Source organism: Psychrobacter sp. 1U1, assembly GCF_051847535.1.
Lineage (GTDB): Bacteria > Pseudomonadota > Gammaproteobacteria > Pseudomonadales > Moraxellaceae > Psychrobacter > Psychrobacter saeujeotis.
On record NZ_JBPYDD010000001.1, the window covers coordinates 411,246 to 432,986 of the forward strand.

A 21,741-nucleotide genomic window follows, 5' to 3' on the forward strand; every position below is an offset into this window, starting at 1 on the left:
TACCATACTACGATAAGAACCAAACTGCTAAAGATTGTTCGTTATGATGGAGATGGCGGGAGTTGAACCCGCGTCTCCTAAACAAAAAAAGAGCCAGCAACTTAAAGTCACTGGCTCTTTTTGATCTAAACGAGATATTCTAAAACTTACTCTTCAGAGTAATCTTCGCTCTCGTCTTGTGTCTCATCATCTTCTACTGCAATGTTTTCTTCATCACCATCTTCAGAAAGAATGGTTACTAAAATGCTAGCAGTAACGTCATGATGTAGCTGAATATCAACATTATATTCGCCAACTTGACGCAGAGTGCCTTCAGGCAGCTTGATTTCAGCACGGTCAACTTCTAGACCTGAGTTAGTCAATGCTTCGGCGATATCGCGAGTACCGATAGAGCCGAATAGCTTGCCTTCGTCACCAGATTTTGCACGCATGATCACATTAACGTCAGTTAGTGCATCAGCACGCTCTTGAGCAACAGCGATCTCTTTTGCTTCTTCAGCTTCAAGCTCAGCACGACGTGCTTCGAACTTTTCAATGTTAGCTTTAGTAGCAGGTAGTGCTTTGCCCTGAGGGATAAGAAAGTTACGTCCGTAACCTGGTTTTACATCGACAGTTTCACCGAGTTTACCAAGGTTGACGATACGCTGTAACAAAATAATTTGCATGAGTCATTCCTAGTTAACGGTTAAATTACTGATGGTTGTCAGTATACGGAAGTAGCGATAAATAGCGAGCCTGCTTGATAGCAGTGGCTAGTTGACGCTGATATTTAGTAGATGTACCGGTAATACGGCTAGGTACAATCTTGCCATTGTCACTGATATACTGTTTTAGCAACTCAACATCTTTATAGTCAATGTGAGTGATGCCTTCAGCAGTGAAACGGCAGAATTTGCGACGGCGATAGAAACGTGCCATAAGTATTCTCCTTTAATTAGTCTTCACTGTTGTCGTTGTCGTCGTTTTCACGACTGTCTGGACGACGAGTAGTTGCTTTACGTGCACGTTTTTCATCGGCATTTTTAGCTAACTGTGACTCTTCAGTGATAGCATCGTCACGGCGCATAACTAGACTACGAATGATCGCGTCGTTATAACGGAATAACTCTTCAAGCTCAGCCAAAGTCTCACCGTCAGTTTCGATATTGAAAAGAACGTAATGAGCTTTGTGAATCTTGTTGATTGGGTAAGCCAGTTGACGACGGCCCCAATCTTCTAAACGATGAATAACACCACCGTTGTCTTGAACCAACTTAATATAGCGTTCAACCATGCCGACCACTTGGTCGCTTTGGTCTGGGTGTACGATTAACACCAGCTCGTAATGTCTCATTTGGACTCCTTACGGATTAGTAGCTATTAACCCTATGTTAATAGCAAGGAGATTTATAAGGTAAGCTGCCTCTCAAACAAATCATTAAAGAAAAGTTGAAAATAAGCTTAGGATATAAAGCGCCGTATTATAGCAGTAGTCGAGTCTTAACACAAAGGTTAATACTGTTGTCTGCCGATAAATAAAAAAGCAACGACTAAGCGCTGCTTTTAGTGAGTCTATATAGTTTTAAGTGGCTAAATATATTTATTTTACTACAGGTTGCTTAGCCAATTGGCTACTATCAGCTTTAACTACCAAAGTTTTAGCAATCTTATCATGCCACCCTATATTTTCAGGGCTTTTAGATGCTATAAAGTAGTGAACAGCAATGACGACAAATCCTAAGAAACTTGTAAATGAAAATAATAGGTTGTAGATAATAAAGAGTAGCAAGGTTCGCATACCGATAAGCTTAAGAAAAGAGGGTATACGATGTGTGGTTTGATCGACAACACGAATGCCAGTGATAAGCTTACCAAGCGACTGTCCACGTAATGTAATAAATACCAGTTGTAGCGCAAACAGTCCAAACACCATCACTTGTGACATCATTAAAGTAGAGCTAGGTAAGCTCTCCATGAGTGTCATTGAGTACTGGTATGCAGCGTCCATGTTTTGAATATCTTGAAACTTTGAATAGTCTATGTCCATTTTGGTTAATGCCAGTACCAGCGGAAAAATCGCTAATACATACAATAGGCCATTAAGCGCAGTGGCTAATACTCGTGACATGATAGGTGCCAAGACGACATTACCAATAACTTTATCTTTTTGAGACCCAGTCTTATTGACAGTTGACTTATTTAGTGACACGTTACTATGAGGCGTGTGATGACGGTTGGTTGTCATATCCGCTTTTGTGTTTTTGGCGGTATCTTTTGAGCGTTCAGGCTTACCATATAATCTATCTAGCGATACCGATTTACTACTTTGGGGGTTACTAGCATTGTCTTCTGGAAAGACTGTCACATTGTTGACAATAGAGTCGTTAGAAGGAGAAGAGATATCAGCAGGACGATAAGAATATTGGTTACCTGTTAAGTCACCAATACGTTGCCATTTATCTAAACCTTCATGCCATACCAAATCATCCAATACTACTTCACCAGATGTCAGCATAATATTTAACTGATCCAATGTATATGGACCTGCTTGTACGTTGTCTCGAGCAAGGAAAATCTGCATAGTTGCCTACATAATTAGTCATATCTTAAATCATTATATTAGGGTCTATTCGAAAAAATCAAATAGACCCTAATCAAAGTAACTTTAATGACTGTGTGAATTACTGCGGTGACTGAATACTGCAGTTTATTGTGCTTCTTCACCCGCTAAAAAGAACCAAGTGTCAAGGACTGAATCAGGGTTTAGTGATACAGAGCTGATACCTTGCTCCATGAGCCAAAACGCAAGGTCTGGATGATCTGATGGACCTTGACCACAGATACCGATGTATTTATCCGCTTTACGGCAAGCTTCAATCGCCATAGACAATAGTTTCTTAACTGCAGGATCACGCTCATCAAACAAATGTGAGACGATACCTGAGTCACGATCAAGACCAAGCGTTAACTGAGTCAAGTCGTTTGAACCGATTGAGAAACCATCAAAGTGCTCTAGGAATTCTTCTGCTAGTAAGGCGTTGGTAGGTAGCTCACACATCATAATAACGCGTAGACCATTTTCGCCACGTTTTAAACCATTTTTCTCAAGCAACTCGATGACTTCTGCTGCTTCACCAACGGTACGTACGAAAGGAATCATAATCTCGACGTTAGTCAAACCCATCTCATCACGTACGCGTTTTAGTGCTTTACACTCAAGCTCAAAGCAGTCACGGAAGTTGTCAGACACGTAACGACTGGCGCCGCGGAAGCCCAACATTGGGTTTTCTTCTGATGGCTCATATAATTTACCACCAAGCAAGTTAGCATATTCGTTTGATTTGAAATCTGACATACGAACGATAACGGGTTGATCCACGAAGGCAACAGCGAGCGTTGAGATACCTTCGACCAATTTATCGACATAAAAATCAACAGGTGATGCATAGCCTGCAATACGCTCATTGATCGCTTGTGATATCTCACGTGGCAAGCTATTCATGTTAAGCAGTGCTTTTGGATGCACGCCGATCATACGGTTGATGATAAATTCAAGACGTGCAAGGCCGATACCTTCGTTTGGCATTTGGGTAAATGAGAAAGCACGGTCTGGGTTACCCACGTTCATCATGACTTTAAATGCAAGTTCTGGCATAGATTCAATAGAGTTGGTCTGGATTTCAAAATCAATTTGACTCTCATAAATAAAGCCTGTGTCACCTTCAGCACAAGAGACAGTCACGTCTTGACCGTCGACCAGTAATTCAGTAGCGTTACCACAGCCAACGATGGCTGGGACACCAAGCTCACGCGCAATAATAGCAGCGTGACAAGTACGGCCACCGCGGTTAGTAATGATAGCTGAAGCACGCTTCATGACTGGTTCCCAATCTGGGTCTGTCATGTCTGATACTAAAACATCACCGTCTTGGACTTTGTCCATCTCGTTTAGATTGCTCACGATACGTACTTTACCAGCGCCAATACGTTGACCGATTGAGCGACCTTCACACAATACTTTAGCACCAGCTGTATCAATGACATAGCGCTCCATAACAGTACTGTCTTGACGACTTTTTACCGTTTCAGGACGAGCTTGTACGATAAATATCTCATTAGTATCGCCATCTTTTGCCCACTCAATATCCATCGCTTGACCATAATGCTTTTCGATAGTCATGGCTTGTTTGGCAAGATCAGTCAGCTCTTCAGTAGATAACGAGAACTGCATACGTTCTTGCTTTTCGACATCGACTGTTTTGACAGATTTGGTTGTGCTACCTTCATCACCGTAAATCATTTTCTTGTGCTTGCTACCAAGGTTACGGCGAATAATTGCAGGTTTACCATCCGTGAGTAGGCGTTTTGATAAATAAAACTCATCAGGGTTAACAGCACCTTGAACGACCATCTCACCCAAGCCATAGCTCGATGTGATAAACACTACTTTATCAAAACCACTTTCTGTATCTAACGTAAACATAACGCCAGCTGCGCCTGTTTCTGAGCGTACCATACGTTGTACAGCAGCAGAGAGGGCAACGCCTTCGTGCTCAAAACCTTTGTGTACACGATAAGAGATAGCACGGTCGTTGTATAAAGAAGCAAATACCTCTTTAATAGCGAGTAGCACGTTATCAATACCACGAATGTTCAAGAAAGTCTCTTGCTGACCGGCAAATGACGCGTCTGGCAAATCTTCAGCAGTTGCAGAAGAACGTACCGCCACAGCAATGTCTTTACCATCGCTCATCTCTTCAAATGATTGGCGAACCTCTTTTTCAAGATCTTCTGGCAATTCTTGTTCGATAATCCAATTACGGATTTTTTTACCTGTGGCAGTTAGCTTATTTACATCGTCTACATCGAGCGCTTTAAGTTCACTATTGATTTTATCAAGCAAACCTGTTTCAGTCAGAAAACGATTGAAAGCATTTGAAGTTGTAGCAAAACCGCCTGGGACGCTAACGCCCAGATCGGACAGATGACTGATCATCTCGCCAAGCGAGGCATTCTTACCACCGACCATATCAATGTCGTTTTTTCCTAACTGATCAAGATTGATCACAAGTGCTGTAGATTGCGCTGCCATGATAACTCCAGAAAATAAGGTTATTTAGTAAAGATTATAACGGTGAATTATACCGCTATATTTGGACAATTTCGAGGGGTTAGACCGAAAAACTTATGAAAAAGATACAAATTATAGAGTCTAGCAATAATTTGTGAGTAAATAATCGAACTATTGTCTCACTTATCCGAATATAAAGCAGCCAACTTGAGATAAATATTTTCGTAAATGATATGTATTTCTGTCATCTGCAACGTTTAATGTGCTCAAATCCACATAAAGGATTGTATTAAATGTCTGTCATTTAGATTTTATAGTTGTGCTAACTTTGATTCCTATTAAGTGTCTATTATGAGTATAATGTAGGACATAAAGTAACAAGCGTATAAGACCCTAATGGCAGCTAGTAAATTCATTAGAGACACAACTATCAGTGTACTAAATAAGTTGCCTATTTATATATACGTTATTACCATTCACCATATATTTGCCACATAGCGATTCAGTTTTAAAAATTGACACACTAAATATCATGAGTCGATTAAAGCTTACTATTGAGGTTTACACTAAGGTTTTCAAGTTATGTATTCAAACAGTCTGTCTGAGCAAGATAAAACGACTATTCAAAACCGTCATGCTTTAGGTTTGGACAATTCACAGGCGATAAGAAGCGCGTTCTTTATCTCTGATGGTACCGCCATTACAGCCGAAACGTTGGGCCGTTCTATATTGAGTCAATTTGCCTCAGTGCCATTCGAAACTCGAGTATTGCCCTATGTCGATAGTATCGAACGTGCTGAAAACGCAGTTGAGCAAATCAACATCGCTTATCAACGCGATGGATTATTGCCGTTAGTATTTGATACTATTGTCAGTCCAGAAATTCGCGAAAAGATTAATTCTGCTCATAGCTGTAATTTAGATATGTACGAAGGTTTGATCGGCCGTATCGCGGAAGAAACTGGTATAGAGCCAGATGCTCATTCTGGTCATGCTCACGATAACGTCGACTCTGAGACTTATAAAGAGCGTATCGATGCGGTACATTTTGCTTTGGATAATGATGATGGAGCACGTACGCGTCATTACAATATGGCAGATATCATATTAATTGGCGTATCACGTTCAGGTAAAACGCCAACCTCACTGTATTTGGCTTTACAGTTTGGTATTCGCGCCGCTAACTACCCATTGACTGAAGATGATCTATACGACAATCAGCTACCAAAAGCATTGCGCGAGCATAAAGACAAGCTGTTTGGTTTGTTGATTGATACGGATCGTCTAGTAAAAATCCGCCAAGAACGCCGCGCAGGTAGTCGCTATTCTAGCTATCAGCAGTGTCAGCAAGAGCAGCGCGCTATACAAGGTATCTATACTTCACAAGGTATTCAAAGCCTTGATGTCTCCGAGATGTCTGTTGAAGAGATTGCCACTCGCATTTTGCAAATGACGGGCCTAAAACGTCGCATTGGTTAATCTGATACATGTGTTTATAGTCGACCATTATTATCACTATATACTACATTTTATATAAGTATCGCTATACATTTATCACCACATAGAGAGTGTTATGAGTCTATCCCATCAACCTAAAACATCGCCCTTGTTTTTGTTAGGCCTGCTATGCAGTGTCACGTTACTTAGTGCTTGTCAAACGTCACCTTTTGCGCGCAAGCCTGTACCCGAGCCGCGCTATATACCTACTATCGTCTTAGGTGACGCGCAAACGTTAACCGTTATGCCAAACCGCGTGGCCTGTGCCTCAGCATTACCGATGCAGTGTCTGCTAGCCAAGTCCAATAAAGATGGTTCGGTATTTCAAATCCCCTATGATTGGATTGATGACTTTACGCCAAGTCTTGGTACAGAGTATGTGATTAGTGCGCGTCCGCAGGTTGATGAGGGGCGTCAGAGCCTAAATGGGCATTGGACATTGCAAAATATTTTGTCACAACGTATGGTGGGCACGCCATAATACTGGCTATTAACGCATGAATGTATTGATTCACGTATAGATGGCTTCATAACAGTATGAGTAGATTGACAGACAAGTCAGTAAATAAATAATTAAAGAGGTTATCATGGGAAGCAAACGCAAAGATGATGCAACTAACGATACTGGTCGTGATAAAAAGACTGAAGTATCAAACAAAGACAGCGGTGCTGCACCTGCTACATCTCCTGAGCAGACCAAAGAAAAGAATAAACAAGAACAAATCGAGCAAACCCACGAACAAGTCACAGAAGATGTTATGCATCATCCCGATTTAGTCAATCCGTTAGATGATACGCGTATCGATATCAAATCAGGCTTTACTAAAGATTCGCAGCGTATAAAAAGCGATCAGCATAATTTTGAATACGATGCAGTTGTGCTAGGCGCAGGTCCTGCTGGCGAGGCTGCAGCGATGAAGCTGGCTAAGTCTGGTAAAAAGGTAGCGGTCATTGATCCACGCGATCAGGTCGGTGGTAACTCTACTCACGTCGGTACGATTCCTAGTAAAGCGCTGCGTCAATCCGTATTTAATTTGATCAATTTTCGCCGAGATCCTATGTTTACCAAAGCGCTTGAATATGAGCAAGTGCCACTAAACAAGGTGCTGGCCAATGCTCGTCGCGTGATACGTAGCCAAGTGAGTACTCATACGCGCTTTTATGAGCGTAACCGTATTGAGGTCATTCATGGCTGGGCAAGTTTTGTAGATGCCAATACCTTGCGTGTTGAAACTGACGAAAATATCTTTGAGACCTTTACTTTTAATAAGGCGATTATCACGGTTGGCAGCAGACCTTATCGTCCTGAGATTTTAGATTTTGATCATCCGCGCGTTTTTGATTCTGATAAAATTTTGCAAATGGATTATGTGGTCAAAAAAATCATCATTTATGGTGCAGGTGTCATCGGCTGTGAATATGCTTCCATCTTCACCGGTCTTGGCTACAAAGTTGACTTAATCAATAACCAAAATCAGCTACTAAGCTACCTTGATAGTGAAATCAGTGATGCCATCGCGCATGACTTTAGACAGTTCGGTGTCCTTATTCGTAGTAATGAAGAGATCGACCATCTTGAGACTCACGACGATTGTGTGATTTTACATCTCAAAAGTGGTAAAAAAATCAAGTCTGATGCAATTTTATGGTCAAATGGGCGCTCAGGTAATACTGAGGGCTTAAATTTAGAAGCTATAGGTTTAGAGGCTAATAGCCGTGGACAGCTCAAAGTAGATGATACTTACTGTACAGGGGTTAAAAACATTTATGCAGCTGGAGACGTTATAGGCTGGCCATCTCTTGCTTCTGCAGCTTATGACCAAGGACGCTGCGCTGCTGCCTTTATGGTCGGTGATAGAGATGCCGAACCAGTATCAAGTGTACCGACTGGTATCTATACCATTCCTGAAATCTCGAGTATCGGTAAAACTGAGCAAGAGCTGACAGACGAAAAGGTTCCTTATGAAGTGGGCCAGGCGTTTTTTAAACATTTGGCGCGTGCGCAGATTATCGGCGAGCGCTCTGGTGTATTAAAGATATTGTTTCATCGTGAAACGCTTGAAATCTTGGGTATCCATTGTTACGGCAATCATGCGTCAGAGATCATCCATATCGGACAGGCCGTGATGAAGTGTAATAATACCCTTGAGTATTTCGTCAATACGACGTTTAACTATCCAACGATGGCAGAAGCTTATCGGGTAGCGGCGTTAAATGGACTCAACCGAGTGTTTTAGATTTTGAGAAAAGACATAAAAAAGCGCTTGTTATTGATGTAACAAGTGTTTTTTTTGGCAAAGTGTTTTTAACTTTGTTTTTCTAAATGAGTATTGCTTCATTAAATACTTTTGGGTCAAGGGCATTTAAAAGTAGATTGTTTTGATTGTGTGCGCTTACGCATAAATAGAAGCAAGATAAAGTAAAACAGCCATAAACCAAACAAGGCATAAAACCCTATAGCGACTTGCGAGAGGCTGGCGCCCATCTGATTGAGCTGTACTGAAGTATTGATCGCAGGGGTAGTAGGTATTAGCCAACGTAAAATTTGTAGTATTTCTGGCAACTGATTAGCAGGCCAAGGATAACCACTCATAAAAAACATCGGCAGTGAGCTGAAAATCAAGATTTGCATACTGCGTTCACGCAAGCGAAACCACAAGCCAAACACACAACCAAGCGTCGCTACTGTCGGACAAAAAATCATCAGAAATAGCAAACTACCAAGCATGTTTTGTCCGCGCGGATAATGATGCAGCTCAAAGGTCCAGCCATAATAAAAGCAGCCAACTGTAAAGCTAAGTATACTCATGGCTGCAATCCGGCCGAGCCAGCCGCGAATACTGGTACTATGACGACGCTGCTCGTACCAAGTACTAATCAGCATTGCCGTGGCTATCAATAAAGTCTGTTGTAAAATAATAATAGACACTGCTGGTACCACATAAGCACCATAACCCTCAGTTTGATTATACAAAGGCATAATCTGTAATGGTACGGCTTGAGTATTTTGTACAGCAGTAGGCGCATAAGCCCCTTGAGCGACGTTTTTTTTGACTTCTATACCTGCAGATACTGTACTGACCGCCTGTAAGAATCCCATCTGCACGTTTTTATTTAATAAAAAGTAACCACCATTACCGAGTACGCTGACGCTGGCGGCTTTGTCTGATAACACTTGCTGCTCAAGTCCGCTTGGGATAATCATGTAGCCTGCAATCTGGTCTGTCCAAATGGCTTCTTTGGCTGCTTGCTCATTTAAAAAACGTTTGGTGTTTAGTTGCGGACTGGCACTGCTATAACGCACAATGGTACGCGATAAGTCGCTGTTATCATAATCAATAATACCGACCGGCACATGATTGACTACCTCAGATGAATAGGGCCATGGATAAAAAAAACCATAAATAATAGGCGCTATAACCAACATTAAGAGCACGCCTTTATCGGTAAACACGTCTTTAAACGTTTGGGTAAAGTTTGTCCAAAATGACTGTGGCACTGATGGTTTCTTTAAGGAGATTGGTGTTTTTATAGCATTGGTTTTAGATGGCTTTGACATTAGCGGGCTCCCCAGCGCTCAGGATGCGACAAGGCACGTTTGGTCAAAAAAACCATCAATATCAGCGCAATGATGGTTGCTAAAAGTAGGCCGTAGACAATGGGCAGTGATACCGCAACCGGAGCTTGCATTTGTAGCTGCGCAATGTGCAGCTGTAGATAATGCGTCAATGGTAGTGCATCCGCCCAATATTTGGCGCTGTCGGTAATGGCGATATAAGGATAGGTCACGCCTGCGAACGCATAGGAAGGTACGGAGATGAATCCCGTCGCAGATAATCCCATACGTAATGAAAACGAGCCGAGCGTAAACACGGCACCAAGCCAAAATGACAACATCATTAGTAATACTAGACTGATATAAGTGACTATCAAGGACTCTATGGCTACACCTTGTTGCGGTGTGGCAAGCCATAATGCCAATGCAGACCAGATGCTATAGGCCAGTATGGGCCAAAAATACTTACCTAATAATCCTGCAAATAATACAGCTAAGCTTGATTTTCTGACGTCAGCTATAGGTTTAGTAGGTTTAATATTTGGTACACTACTTAGCTCGTGTTGAGTATCTGTCACAGATTTACTGTGTTCGTTATATTGGTTGCTATCGCTGGTTGACTTTAAATAAGGTAAATCAGGCGTACCTGTATCAATAAAGCGAGACCAATGTCCAAGCTGCTTATCGCGCAGCTCGCGGCCAATTGTCGTTGCGCCAATCACCATTGCTAAAATATGTAATAGTGCAGGAATCACCGTCGATGCCAAAAACTGCTGATAATTATTGATGGTATTAAATAGACTGGTACGCTGAATGGCGATAGGAGAGTAGTTGATTGCTGCCTGCGAAGGTGCCATCCCTTGCTTGACCATACGCTGTATCTCAACGCCTGCTGATAAAGTACCGACGACTGCTTGTACACTGGTCTGAATGATGCCTGAATGCGTACCATACTGAGCATTCACTTGCAGAATGACTGGTGCTGGTTTACTAGATGAGATATTGCGTGAAAAGTTCTCAGGTATGACGACGACCGCATAAACATCCAGTTGCAATATAGCCGCTTCGACATCGGCTGGCGAGTGGTACTGTTGATAGATGCTTAGCTCAGGACTGGCTTCTAAATAGCGCACCAGCGTATTGGCAATAGGGCCGTTATCTTGATCAACCACACCAATAGGCAAATCTTTGATTTGGGTTTGCGAAAATATCCACCAAACCAGCAATACCGTCGCTAATGGTATCCAGACTACCATTGCCAAATCCCATGGGTTTTTGGCTAAAAACCGCCGCTCGTACGCAGCACTACGTATGAATGCTTTTGACAGACGCATGCTTTACTCTTGAGCCTGAATAACAGCGGCCGAGTCAATCTGTACAATAACACTCATACCAGAGCGAATCCGGCTGTTTGGGTTTGAAGGTCTGGCCTTGATTTCAAAAGTGCGTACATCAAAGCCGTCATTATTGTTGGTTGGTCGCCAAGTAGCGAAATCAGACAGTGTTGAAGTCGCATAAACTGTAAACTCTTTAGTAAAAGGCTTATCTGTAGACGATAGCGCTGGGATAGTACCCGTAAAATGCTGTCCAATGGCGAATTGGTTTAAATAATTTTCGGTGACGTTTAACACAACCCATTGATCGTCCGTATTGACTAAGGTCAGTATTGGTACACCTTGTCCAATGACTTCACCTGCGCTGACGATGACATCATCCACAATACCAGCAATCGGGCTTTTGAGGTTGGCTTCTTGTTTTGCCACTAGTGCTTCATCTAGCTTTGCATCGACTTGCGCGACTTGTGCAGTGGCAGCAGACTTATCTTCGCTACGTGCGCCTTCTAATGCTAGATCATACTGCAAACGCGCCGCTTCAGTTTGGTCTTGCGTAGCCAGATACTGCGCATAGGCTTCATCACGCTTCTGCCTTGCCATAAGTCCTTCTTCATAAAGGCGATCGACACGTTGGTAGGTGTTTTGTGCCAAATCAGAAGCCGCTTTATTGGCTTGCCAAGCGGCTTTTGCTTGCGCGATCTCTTGCGGGCGCGCGCCATTTTCTGCTTTATCTAATTGGCTTTGAGCCATATCTTTACCGGCACGAGCTTGAGCAATCTTTGCGTTGATTTCAGGTGAGTCCATCTCAATCAGTTGCTGACCGACTTCAACCTTATTGCCTTCTGTGACCAGAATCTGTGCGATACGCCCGGGTACTTTCGCTGCGATGGACGTTTGCTGCATTTGCATCTGTCCTTGTAGTGTCATGACTTGCGGCTTGCTCTGCCCAGTACTTTTGTACAAGCCATAAGCAATGACGCCAATGATGATGAGCAACACTATAGTAAGCAGCACTTTTTTTATCATGGCCGAGTCATTTGCTTTCGGCTTATTGTGATGATAATTGGGCGTAGCCTGTTCTTGTTTTGCATCTGACATATCCTCTATAGGCTCAGCAGCCAGCGCCGACTCATCAGAATCAGTTGGCTTGCGTGAGTCGTCTGATTCGTTTGGAAGTTTAGTCATGATGGTGATATTCCTAAAGCAACTAAGTTGAGGATAAAGGGGTTTATTACTAGGGGTGCTCTAATACACTCGAATAGTACAAGGTTTGTCGTTTCTTATGGCTTTAGAATTAAAAATAGCACCAAAGGCGACAACAAATGCGGAATAATAAAGCCACAGCATAATGACCACAGCTGCTGACAACGCTCCAAACTCGGCACTATAATTATTAAAGTTTTGCACATAAATCGAGAACAGCACAGACAATACAATCCAGAGAACGGTTGCAAGAACTGCGCCTGGTACCAGTTTCTTTAATGCTACAGCATCACGGTTTGGCGCTAGACGATAAAGACTTAGAAAGCTTAAAAATATGATACCTGCCAATATCGGCCATCTGCTCCAAAGCGCAATCGTCTTGGCTACTTGAGGGAAGGGAAAATAAGCCGCTCCTAAAGGAATTATAGCGATAGAAGAGATCGCTATAATTAAAATCACCACTGCTCCAAAGGTCAAACTGATGGCTCGAATCGTACCTTGTATAAAGCTGCGTTCTTGCGTGATATGGAAGGCAAGATTGATAAGAATAATCAATGACTTGATACCTTTAGAGCCAACATAGAGGGCGAGCAAAGTCGATACAATAAGACTGAAAGTTAATGTAGATGTGGTGCTAGAGACCAATTCGCTTAAACGCGAGTTGAGGACTTCATATACTGTGTCAGGTATAAATGGACGCAAAATTAAAATCTGCTCTTGAATCTCAGTCGGTGAAAACGCGAGTCCATAAACTAGCACAAACACAGCCATTACTGGAAAAATCGATAAAAAACCAAAAAATCCTACGTTTGCACAATGTGCCCAAACATTAGAATTGTTCGCGGTACGCCATGTCTGTAGTAAAATCTGCAGCCAACTACTGGTCGATTTAGAAGTCATTTCTTTCATAAAAAATTGGTTCACAATAGGATTGGTGATGGAATGGTTATGAGATTATCTACAGTCATGAGTCCAAAAGGCTATCAACGTAGCTTATTACTTTTAGTCATAAATCACTGTTTAGTATACAAAGTTGGCAATCGAATATCAGCCACATTCAGATAAGCGTTAAAAGCGAATGGCGTACCACTACTTTGCATTAAGGCAGCTAGCCCTTGTACATAATCGTTTGCTGCTTGTGCTTGTTCGGTGCGAGCTTTAAGGGCCTGAGTTTGCGCTTGTACCACTTCGATAGTGGTATTCACGCCTTCTTGCAATCCAAGACGACGTAAACGTAGCACCTCTGTGGCTAAGTCAACATTGCTTTGTAATGCTTGATAACGCGACTGGGCATTATTAACATCGTTCCAGTTTTTTTCCACCAGTAGTAGTAGATTGTCACTGACTTCAATTTCGGATAGATCAGCTTGGCGAATTTTGGCATTACTGGATGCTAGTGATGCTGTTTTATCAAGCCCGCCCCATAGCTTCCAACTGGCTGATATACCCGCAATCCAGCTGGGATCTTTTTCAACTTGTCCATAGCCATACAGCATAACGGTTGGTTTATAACCAGTATCAGATAGCTCATGTAGTTGTTGGGCCTGCGCGCGTTTAGCAGCGACTTTCTGTAAGCCAGGATGATGGTTGAGTGCTAAGTTTTGAAAGTAGCTTACATCTGGCAGAGGACGGCTGGAGACAAATAAGGGGGTAGTAGGTTTGATACGATAGTCAGTACGTAACAGACGTTGCAACGCAATCATAGCAAGGCGGGCGTCATTATTTGCGTTGACTGCTTCACTTCTTGCATCTGCTAATGCTGATTGCGCCTCCAATCTATCAACACGTGAGATAAAACCCTCTTCATATAAGCGCTTAGCCATATGATCGGTCTGTTGCAGCGTGTCATAAGCGTCTTCACGCAAGTAAGCGGCAATAATCGCCAGTTGCGCCTTAAAGTAACGCTCAATCAACGTGTTATAAAGCGCATTTTTATCAAGTACGCTGTCTGCCACTGCCTCTTGAGTGCGCGCATCTGATGCACCAGTGAGTGCTGAAGTGCGTCCAGCAGTATAAACAGGCCAAGCAAAACCAAGACCTGCCCCTGCTGTAGAGCCTGAGCGCTTAAAGTCATAGGAGTCAGGGATACGATCACCAATCATCTCACCAAAGTTTGGCAAATCTGGTACAGATGGCATCGGAGGAATAACGTCACCAGTATTAGCACCAGCATTATTTACACCGTTTTTGAGCGTTGATAAGTCAATATCTTCTTGTACATTGTAGGCATTGGCCGATAACTGCGCGAATACAAAAGGATTGTCTATTGTTTTAAGAGCATCGGTTTGATATTCATTGGCTACAATGGCAGCTTGATTGGCAGCAAGTTTGGGTGAAACTTGTAATAAGATTTCTTGTGCTTGCTCAAGACTTAAAAAGCTAGATACATCTAATGGATAGCTGTTAGCGACTTCTTTATGAGTAATAGGGTCAATGAGAGTGTCTAAAGTAGGGCTACTTGATGGCTGCAGTAAAACCGAGTGAACTGGTTTAGGATGAGTTTTATTCATTGAAACAAGTTTTTGGCCATCATCTGTACTTACAGTATGGTCGTTCGCTGTGCTATGAGTTGATACTCCTACTAGCATAATAGTTGCAATCGTACATGGCAGAGATAAGATGGCAGATTTCATGAAATATAAACCGTCAATCAAGAAGCAAATGGTCGTCGTATAATAAGGTATTGCGATACAGAATACTTAAGTAAAAAACAATTGAACCCACTGTCACCTATAGTAGAAGCTTTAATACAGGTAGCAAGGCGTATACTGTAGAGATACAACTGTAACAGGTCAATGCTTATTACTTACTTATCGTTCATTCAGTGTTGAGGTTTTATATAATATGCATCAAGAGATAGGGGCATTATAATACTATACCGCTATAAATTTTGTAGAATGATGGTGTATGCTTTATTTTAGGGACTATCATAAAAACAGACAACTATATAACTGGCTTTAATACGGTTGGTCTTAAAAACATCGGGTAAGTAGAGCCAAAGATATTGCTTGATAAAGTTGAGGAGTAAAAAATGGCAGGATATATAGTGGCATTGGATCAAGGAACAACATCGAGCCGCGCGATTTTGTATGATGATCGTGCGCGTCCTATCGAGATTGCCCAGCAGCCCACTACGTTACACACGCCAAAAGCTGGCTATGTAGAGCAAGATGCGCGGCAAATCTGGCAAACTCAAATTAGCTGTGCGCACGATGTCATTAATCAAGCGGGGTTACTGGCAACTGATGTCACTAGTATTGCTATTACCAACCAGCGTGAATCTATTGTCGTTTGGGACAAACAAACAGGTACACCGCTAGCGCCAGCGATTATTTGGCAAGATAGGCGTACGACAAGCTACTGTAAAAACTTGGCCAGAGATAGTGTTGATGATGTAGCGATGCACATTCAACAGATTACAGGCCTGCGCTTAGATGCCTACTTTAGTGCCAGTAAGATTGCTTGGCTGCTTGAACATAATCCCAAGATTAAAGCGCGCGCTGCCAGCGGTCAGTTAGCGGTAGGTACCATCGACAGCTGGCTAATTTATCAGCTGACTGGTGGCGAGCATGTTATCGATATCACCAATGCTTCACGCACACTATTATATGATATTCATAAGCTGGCATGGTCAGAAGATCTGTGCGCGCGCTTTGATATTCCAATGAATATATTACCGAAAGTACTGCCATCAGATGGTGAGTTTGGCAAGACCAAAAAAGGCTTGTTTGCCAAACAAATTCCTATTCATGCCGTGCTAGGAGATCAGCAAGCAGCGTTATTCGGACAAGGTTGTCTTAAGCCTGGCATGGCCAAAAATACTTACGGTACTGGGTGTTTTATGCTGATGAATATTGGTCAGATACCCAAACTTAGTGAGCACCAACTACTGACTACGATAGCTTGGCAGCGTAAAGCTCCTATTAATCGTGTAGATAACCTATCTATCAGTGACATTGTGCAGTCTGGTAAACGTATGATACAAGCGCCCGCTTCTTTCTTTGGTCGCGAAGTTACTTACGCGCTAGAAGGTAGCGTCTTTATGGCAGGCGCTATCGTCCAGTGGCTACGTGATAATCTTGGCATGATCAAACAAAGCTGCGATGTTGAAGATTTAGCGCGGCAGGTAGACAGCAGCGAAGATGTCGTATTGCTTCCAGCCTTCACTGGGCTTGGCACCCCTTATTGGCGCTCGGATATACATGCTAGCATTAGCGGTATGAGCCGCGGTACTACTAAAGCACATATCGCTCGTGCCGCACTCGAAGCAATTGCCTTTCAAACTTATGATGTGCTGATTGCTATGCAAAAAGACAGTCCGCATTCATTAACGGAGCTAAGAGTCGATGGTGGTGCGGCAAACAATGATTTACTTATGCAGTTTCAAGCAGATTTACTCAATGTCCCTGTTTTACGACCTAAAGACACTGAAATTACCGCTAAAGGAGCAGCATTATTGGCTGGTCTAAAGAATGGTTTATATGACGATCAAACAATTAAGGAGTCGTGGAAAGTCGACCAGATTTTTGAGCCTCAAATGCCTTCTGATAGACGAGCGCAGCACATTGATAAATGGCAACAAGTGATTGCTAAAGCGCTAATGGAAGTTTGAGAGATATACAAATATAAGATGCCTTTGTTTAACATTCTTAATATAAGGTTTATATGGCTGACTAACAATTATACATCCTGTAACCTAAGGTCATCATGACATCGACATATTTTACATAAACGTTCTATCGATAAGTGTTGATGATTTTTATACTTTAATTGTGGTTAACCAAGAATAGTAGCCAATTAGAAGTTTGGCTTATCAATCTAAATTTATAAATAATAACCAATTTAAGGATAAAATTATGAGTAATAAAAATATAAATCGTAGCGACCGTGTGATTTTAGAAGATGAACACATAAATGACTATCAAAATAATAAAACTTTTGCTGGTGACCCATTAGTTAGTACCGATGGTTCTATCATAGAAGATCCCAACTCACATCCCTCTACTCATATTAGTGACCAGTTAGTTAGTACAGATGGGCACATTGTCACTGATGATGATTTAGGAATCTCTGATAAAGAGCGTATCATTGCTGACAATGCCCGTAGAACGGCCGATCCTGAAGTGGTCGACAGAAAAGTAGTTACTAATGATCGAGACAACATTGATCGGACTGAAGTAAAAAATATGTCTAAAGAGACAAAGAAAGATCTTAATGCAGATCCTATTACTGGCAAGCCAGGATCTCATCCGGTAGGTACAGGTGTCGGTGGTGTTGGTGGCGCAGCTGCAGGAGCAGCAATTGGTACAATGGCAGGACCACTTGGTACCTTAATCGGTGGTGCTATCGGTGCAGTTGTTGGTGGCGGCGCAGGACATGCAGCAGCAGAAGCGATAGATCCAACTCGCGAAGAAGCTTACTGGCGTGCAGAACATGCCAATACTAGCTATTATCAGCAAGGCCATGATTTTGAGCGTGACTTACACCCAGCTTATGCAGTAGGTTATGCCAACAGAGCACGTTATCCTGCTGATGCACGTTTTGAAGATCATGAGCACGACCTAAGACGTTCTTGGGAAGAGGTGAAAGGTGATTCACGTTTGGCATGGGATGATGCCCGCCTTGCATCACGTGATGCATGGAACCGTGTTAGCTAGTAATTACTGTTAGTAAGTTACATGTCGTCTAACAGCGTAGGTTTACAAATAGTTTAAGTTGTATACATTATTACTACTTAAAAGTAAAGGGCGGTAATTATTGTGTATAAGATATTGCTGGTTTGTGAGTCACAAGGGAACAAATGTATATGCAGTATAACGAATATACCCAACTAATGTAATTTGTGCTATGTTGAAGCTTCCAAAGGTAACTTTGGAGGCTTTTTTGTTTGCTTTTATTTAGTATCAATAAATATTGAGCAATAATGGATCGAAACACAATATTTAAAACAGTCATTTAAAGCCATATAAAAATAAAAATAGGTAATCTATGGATCGTCATACAGGTAAAAATGAACAAAGGCAATTTTATATAGCGACTGCTAATTTACTCAATTTTGCCAATCCAAATCGAATTTATTATGAGAATGCGCCAGCTTACAATCAAAAGACCTATCAAGATAAATTGCAAGGAATAACTGAATTACTCACCAAGGCTCATGCAGATATTATCGCAGTACAAGAAGTATGGGACAGTGAGGCGTTGGAAGCGCTGGCAGTATCACTGGGATTTAAAGCAGAACATGCGATCATTCCACTTGCTAGTAACGATAGCTCTAGTAAACATACCTACGGTCAAGGCGCACAAAAGACGCCAGCTGTTGGTTTTATTAGCCGTTTTGCTCAGTTAGAGAGCACACTATTGACAGATATAGTGTCCGAAGCTGTCATTGATATTCCTGATGTTGGAGCTTATCGTCAATTTAATCGCCCACCACTGTTATTACGGGTTGATGTGCATGGTCAGCCAATGACAATCATCACGGCCCACCTTAAAAGTAAACGTGCATACTTTTTAAGAGATGAGTCTGGTGATTTGTTAGAAGATATGGATGATCCTAATATTCGTGTGCGCGCTAAGTTACGCAGTTTATGTATGCGAGCGGCAGAAGCTGCATCGATACGTATGTCTATCATTCAGCGATTACAGCATACCCGTGAACCGTTGATATTGTTAGGTGATATGAACGATGTCACTGGTAGTGTGACTACGCAGTTAATGTCTGAGACAGGAGAGGTGAACTATGACAAAAGTATGCGTGACACAGCCTTGTTCGATGCGGCGCGTATTCAGGCTCGTTATGGTTGGATGAAAGACGTGGCATATACACATATTCATCAGGGCATGCCAGAAGTTATCGACCAATTATTTGTTTCAGAAGAGTTTTTGCTTGACAGTAAGTTTTCGCTAGGCCATGTAGAACGTGTGGATTATTTTAATGATCACTTAAAGTGGGATTATGATGATAGAGTCACTGACCATGGTATTGTTCGAGCAAAGATAAGACTTCACAATTAACCGTACAACATAACGAGTCAAATTATCAATAGGTACATTATCATCTAATCTATTCACGCCCCTTGTTTGATAATGTGCAAGTGTTTATGATGCTCCCTCATCGAATTTAGTAGCAACAATACTTACTATTAAATTGACATTAGTATGCTGGTTTAATGTTAGTGTTATTCGATGAAGATCATATCTATAAATAATAGGGCGTAATAACAAGAGGTTCATAATGAGTGATCATAAAGACGACAAAATAGAAGACATATTGGTCGATTCAGAATTGGCTAAGAAGTTGGTACCAAACAAGTTCAAGTTTACAAGCCAGCAAGGTCGAGTACGCCGTCAAAAACTGCTGATGGGCGCAAAAAAACTGAGTGAGACTCGCTCTATTAATGATATTAGCTTGGCTGATGTGTGTGAAGAAGCGGGTATTCCGCGAGCCTCTGCTTATCATTTTTTTCCAAACATTGAAGCGATATTTTTAGCATTACGCTTTTTGAATGCAATCGAGATTTTAGAAATACTAACCACGGTTGAGACCGTAGATTATGATAGATGGCAGGGTTATCTAACGGCTCTTATCCAGCGCTGCGTAAGTATCTTCCATGATGACCAGACCAAAGCCAAATTGATCTATGATACCAATACACCAGATTTTGAAGGTGATGGTTTTGGTGAAGACATGGATCATCAAATTGTTGAGCTAGTGTATAAGCGTCTATCAGAACGCTATGAGATGCCAAAGTTTGAAGACATACAAGATATACTATTAGTAACTTACAGTATTATCAATGGTGTATTTACTTTGTCTTATCGTCGTCATGAACGAATCACAGATAACTATCTACAAGAAGCTACCACAGCGTCTATTGCTTATCTACGTTGCTATTTACCAGAGAAGCTTCCTCGTAAAAACCGTTAAGACTCGGTTGTACTCATTTAAGCTTTATTTCATCATAGATAATACCGTTTACTATGAATAAATAACGAAACAACTGATATTGAAAAGCCGACATAATGTCGGCTTTTTTTGTTTTACAGATCTCTATAGAGCCATAACTTAGTTGATGAGATGTTTTATGGTGTTATGACCAATACTATATTTGGCAGTTGGCATAGTCATATTTAGTGTTATAGACTGAGTTAAAGACGAGTTTTTAACGTCATTAATGTTTGATGTATGGGAGGTCAAAGACAATGATTGACCACGACAAATATCATCTTGCGGATCTAATGGTACGTATTGCTTATAGTAATCGACGATTGAGTTCTCAAGTGCTACGTTGGTCTTTGAATCATGAGCGTTAACGTAGGCTTCACGTGCCTGCTCTAACCAACGCTCAGCCATCCGAAAATGCGTACCAGACTCACGTCTACCATGCGCACATTGATCAGCTGCTGCCCAAATGAGAGCGACTTCACTAAATGCTAACTCACGTGGAGCAATGATTTTGTTATCACTGTTTGTTGAAGCGCTACCTTTCAAGGCACTTATTATTGCCCACAGATCAGGCCTCATCAAAGCAGATGTCGATGGAATATCAGTTGTTAAACGTAGCTCCTCATCGGCATTACTTTGTAGCTTTTGTAAAATAGTAGCGGCAGCTTCTAATGCTTGTCTGCCAGCAGATGAGTGGCTTTTTATACTGTTCTCATAAGAAGCGTAGTTTAGCCAAGCTTGGGCTTTATAAGCAAAGTATTGCTGGCGTGCGGTTAGAGGGTTTTGTTGGTATGAAGCAAGCTCGGTCAGCATACAATCAATAGTTTGCGGCTCAGACAGCTGATACTGTAAGCGAGCATTTGGTTTTACTTCATTATCATAGCAATAGTTAATTGTACTGGGGTTGTCTTTAGCTGGGTTCTTGTTGTGACGATTACTATCTGCAGCCTCTGCCAAAGGCAAAAATGCTATTAGCGTCATTGCAGATAGTGCAGTACGTTTGCAAAGCTTGTAGACAGATACTATCGTCGTCAAGTCTGAAGTATTTAACATAGTGCAAGCCTTGTTGTATGTCGACTCATGCATATGCATGAGCCAACTTATAATTTTTACAAAATATCGTTATATATGAAGCTATTTTATCAACAAACAT

At 41.8% G+C, this 21,741-nt stretch carries 18 protein-coding genes; 7 read left to right on the forward strand and 11 right to left on the reverse strand.

From position 1 onward, the window contains the following. Positions 1-146 precede the first annotated feature (146 nt). The 5 genes from rplI to ppsA form a co-directional block, all read right to left on the reverse strand. Positions 147-665: a 50S ribosomal protein L9 gene (gene rplI, locus ACS8FB_RS01675; protein WP_439260709.1), complete on the reverse strand. Its 519-nt coding sequence runs from the start codon at positions 663-665 to the stop codon at positions 147-149. 25 nt (positions 666-690) lie between these two features. Continuing rightward, positions 691-918, reverse strand: coding sequence for a 30S ribosomal protein S18 (gene rpsR / locus ACS8FB_RS01680; RefSeq protein ID WP_058368567.1), 228 nt, complete (start codon positions 916-918; stop codon positions 691-693). Between the two features lie 16 nt (positions 919-934). Further along, positions 935-1,333 (reverse strand): 30S ribosomal protein S6, encoded by a 399-nt coding sequence (gene rpsF / locus ACS8FB_RS01685; RefSeq protein ID WP_439260710.1) that lies wholly within the window; start codon positions 1,331-1,333, stop codon positions 935-937. A 246-nt stretch (positions 1,334-1,579) separates the two neighbouring features. Next, positions 1,580-2,560: an RDD family protein gene (locus ACS8FB_RS01690; RefSeq protein ID WP_439260711.1), complete on the reverse strand. Its 981-nt coding sequence runs from the start codon at positions 2,558-2,560 to the stop codon at positions 1,580-1,582. 126 nt (positions 2,561-2,686) lie between these two features. Next, entirely contained in the window at positions 2,687-5,071 is a 2,385-nt protein-coding gene (ppsA, locus tag ACS8FB_RS01695; RefSeq protein WP_439260712.1) for a phosphoenolpyruvate synthase, read from the reverse strand. 561 nt (positions 5,072-5,632) lie between these two features. Here ppsA and ppsR point away from each other — a divergent pair. The 3 genes from ppsR to sthA all read left to right on the forward strand — a co-directional run bounded on the left by ppsR (position 5,633) and on the right by sthA (position 8,784). Next, entirely contained in the window at positions 5,633-6,529 is an 897-nt protein-coding gene (ppsR, locus tag ACS8FB_RS01700) for a posphoenolpyruvate synthetase regulatory kinase/phosphorylase PpsR (protein WP_420884168.1), read from the forward strand. A gap of 94 nt (positions 6,530-6,623) precedes the next feature. Beyond that, entirely contained in the window at positions 6,624-7,028 is a 405-nt protein-coding gene (locus tag ACS8FB_RS01705) for a DUF4377 domain-containing protein (RefSeq protein ID WP_439260713.1), read from the forward strand. 106 nt (positions 7,029-7,134) lie between these two features. Continuing rightward, positions 7,135-8,784 carry a Si-specific NAD(P)(+) transhydrogenase gene (sthA, locus tag ACS8FB_RS01710; protein ID WP_439260714.1) on the forward strand — a complete coding sequence of 550 codons (1,650 nt, stop codon included), beginning with the start codon at positions 7,135-7,137 and terminating at the stop codon, positions 8,782-8,784. Between the two features lie 116 nt (positions 8,785-8,900). Here the strand turns inward: sthA and ACS8FB_RS01715 are convergent, their stop codons facing one another. From ACS8FB_RS01715 to ACS8FB_RS01735, 5 genes are all read right to left on the reverse strand, one after another. Further along, positions 8,901-10,106 carry an ABC transporter permease gene (locus ACS8FB_RS01715; RefSeq protein WP_439260715.1) on the reverse strand — a complete coding sequence of 402 codons (1,206 nt, stop codon included), beginning with the start codon at positions 10,104-10,106 and terminating at the stop codon, positions 8,901-8,903. Next, positions 10,106-11,437: an ABC transporter permease gene (locus tag ACS8FB_RS01720; RefSeq protein WP_439260716.1), complete on the reverse strand. Its 1,332-nt coding sequence runs from the start codon at positions 11,435-11,437 to the stop codon at positions 10,106-10,108. Before ACS8FB_RS01720 ends, ACS8FB_RS01715 begins: the two co-directional genes overlap by 1 nt. 3 nt (positions 11,438-11,440) lie before the next feature. Continuing rightward, a complete protein-coding gene (locus ACS8FB_RS01725; protein WP_439260717.1) occupies positions 11,441-12,622 on the reverse strand; it encodes an HlyD family secretion protein in 1,182 nt (393 codons plus the stop codon). Positions 12,623-12,682: 60 nt separating this feature from the next. Then, complete coding sequence (locus ACS8FB_RS01730) at positions 12,683-13,549, reverse strand: YihY/virulence factor BrkB family protein (RefSeq protein WP_439260718.1); 867 nt, start codon at positions 13,547-13,549, stop codon at positions 12,683-12,685. A gap of 104 nt (positions 13,550-13,653) precedes the next feature. Beyond that, positions 13,654-15,273: a TolC family protein gene (locus ACS8FB_RS01735; RefSeq protein ID WP_439260719.1), complete on the reverse strand. Its 1,620-nt coding sequence runs from the start codon at positions 15,271-15,273 to the stop codon at positions 13,654-13,656. A gap of 398 nt (positions 15,274-15,671) precedes the next feature. On the opposite strand from ACS8FB_RS01735, the gene glpK reads away from it, so the two are divergent. From glpK to ACS8FB_RS01755, 4 genes are all read left to right on the forward strand, one after another. Continuing rightward, the gene (gene glpK / locus ACS8FB_RS01740; protein WP_439260720.1) at positions 15,672-17,252 is read left to right on the forward strand and encodes a glycerol kinase GlpK; all 1,581 of its coding nucleotides are present in this window, start codon (positions 15,672-15,674) and stop codon (positions 17,250-17,252) included. 574 nt (positions 17,253-17,826) lie between these two features. Beyond that, the gene (locus ACS8FB_RS01745) at positions 17,827-18,297 is read left to right on the forward strand and encodes a hypothetical protein (protein WP_299217962.1); all 471 of its coding nucleotides are present in this window, start codon (positions 17,827-17,829) and stop codon (positions 18,295-18,297) included. A gap of 331 nt (positions 18,298-18,628) precedes the next feature. Continuing rightward, positions 18,629-19,657, forward strand: a complete 1,029-nt coding sequence (locus tag ACS8FB_RS01750; protein WP_439260721.1) for an endonuclease/exonuclease/phosphatase family protein — start codon at positions 18,629-18,631, stop codon at positions 19,655-19,657. Between the two features lie 220 nt (positions 19,658-19,877). Then, the gene (locus ACS8FB_RS01755; protein ID WP_299216147.1) at positions 19,878-20,570 is read left to right on the forward strand and encodes a TetR/AcrR family transcriptional regulator; all 693 of its coding nucleotides are present in this window, start codon (positions 19,878-19,880) and stop codon (positions 20,568-20,570) included. A gap of 138 nt (positions 20,571-20,708) precedes the next feature. On the opposite strand, the gene ACS8FB_RS01760 is transcribed toward ACS8FB_RS01755, so the two are convergent. Next, positions 20,709-21,641, reverse strand: a complete 933-nt coding sequence (locus ACS8FB_RS01760) for a hypothetical protein (RefSeq protein WP_439260722.1) — start codon at positions 21,639-21,641, stop codon at positions 20,709-20,711. Between the last annotated feature and the right edge of the window lie 100 nt (positions 21,642-21,741).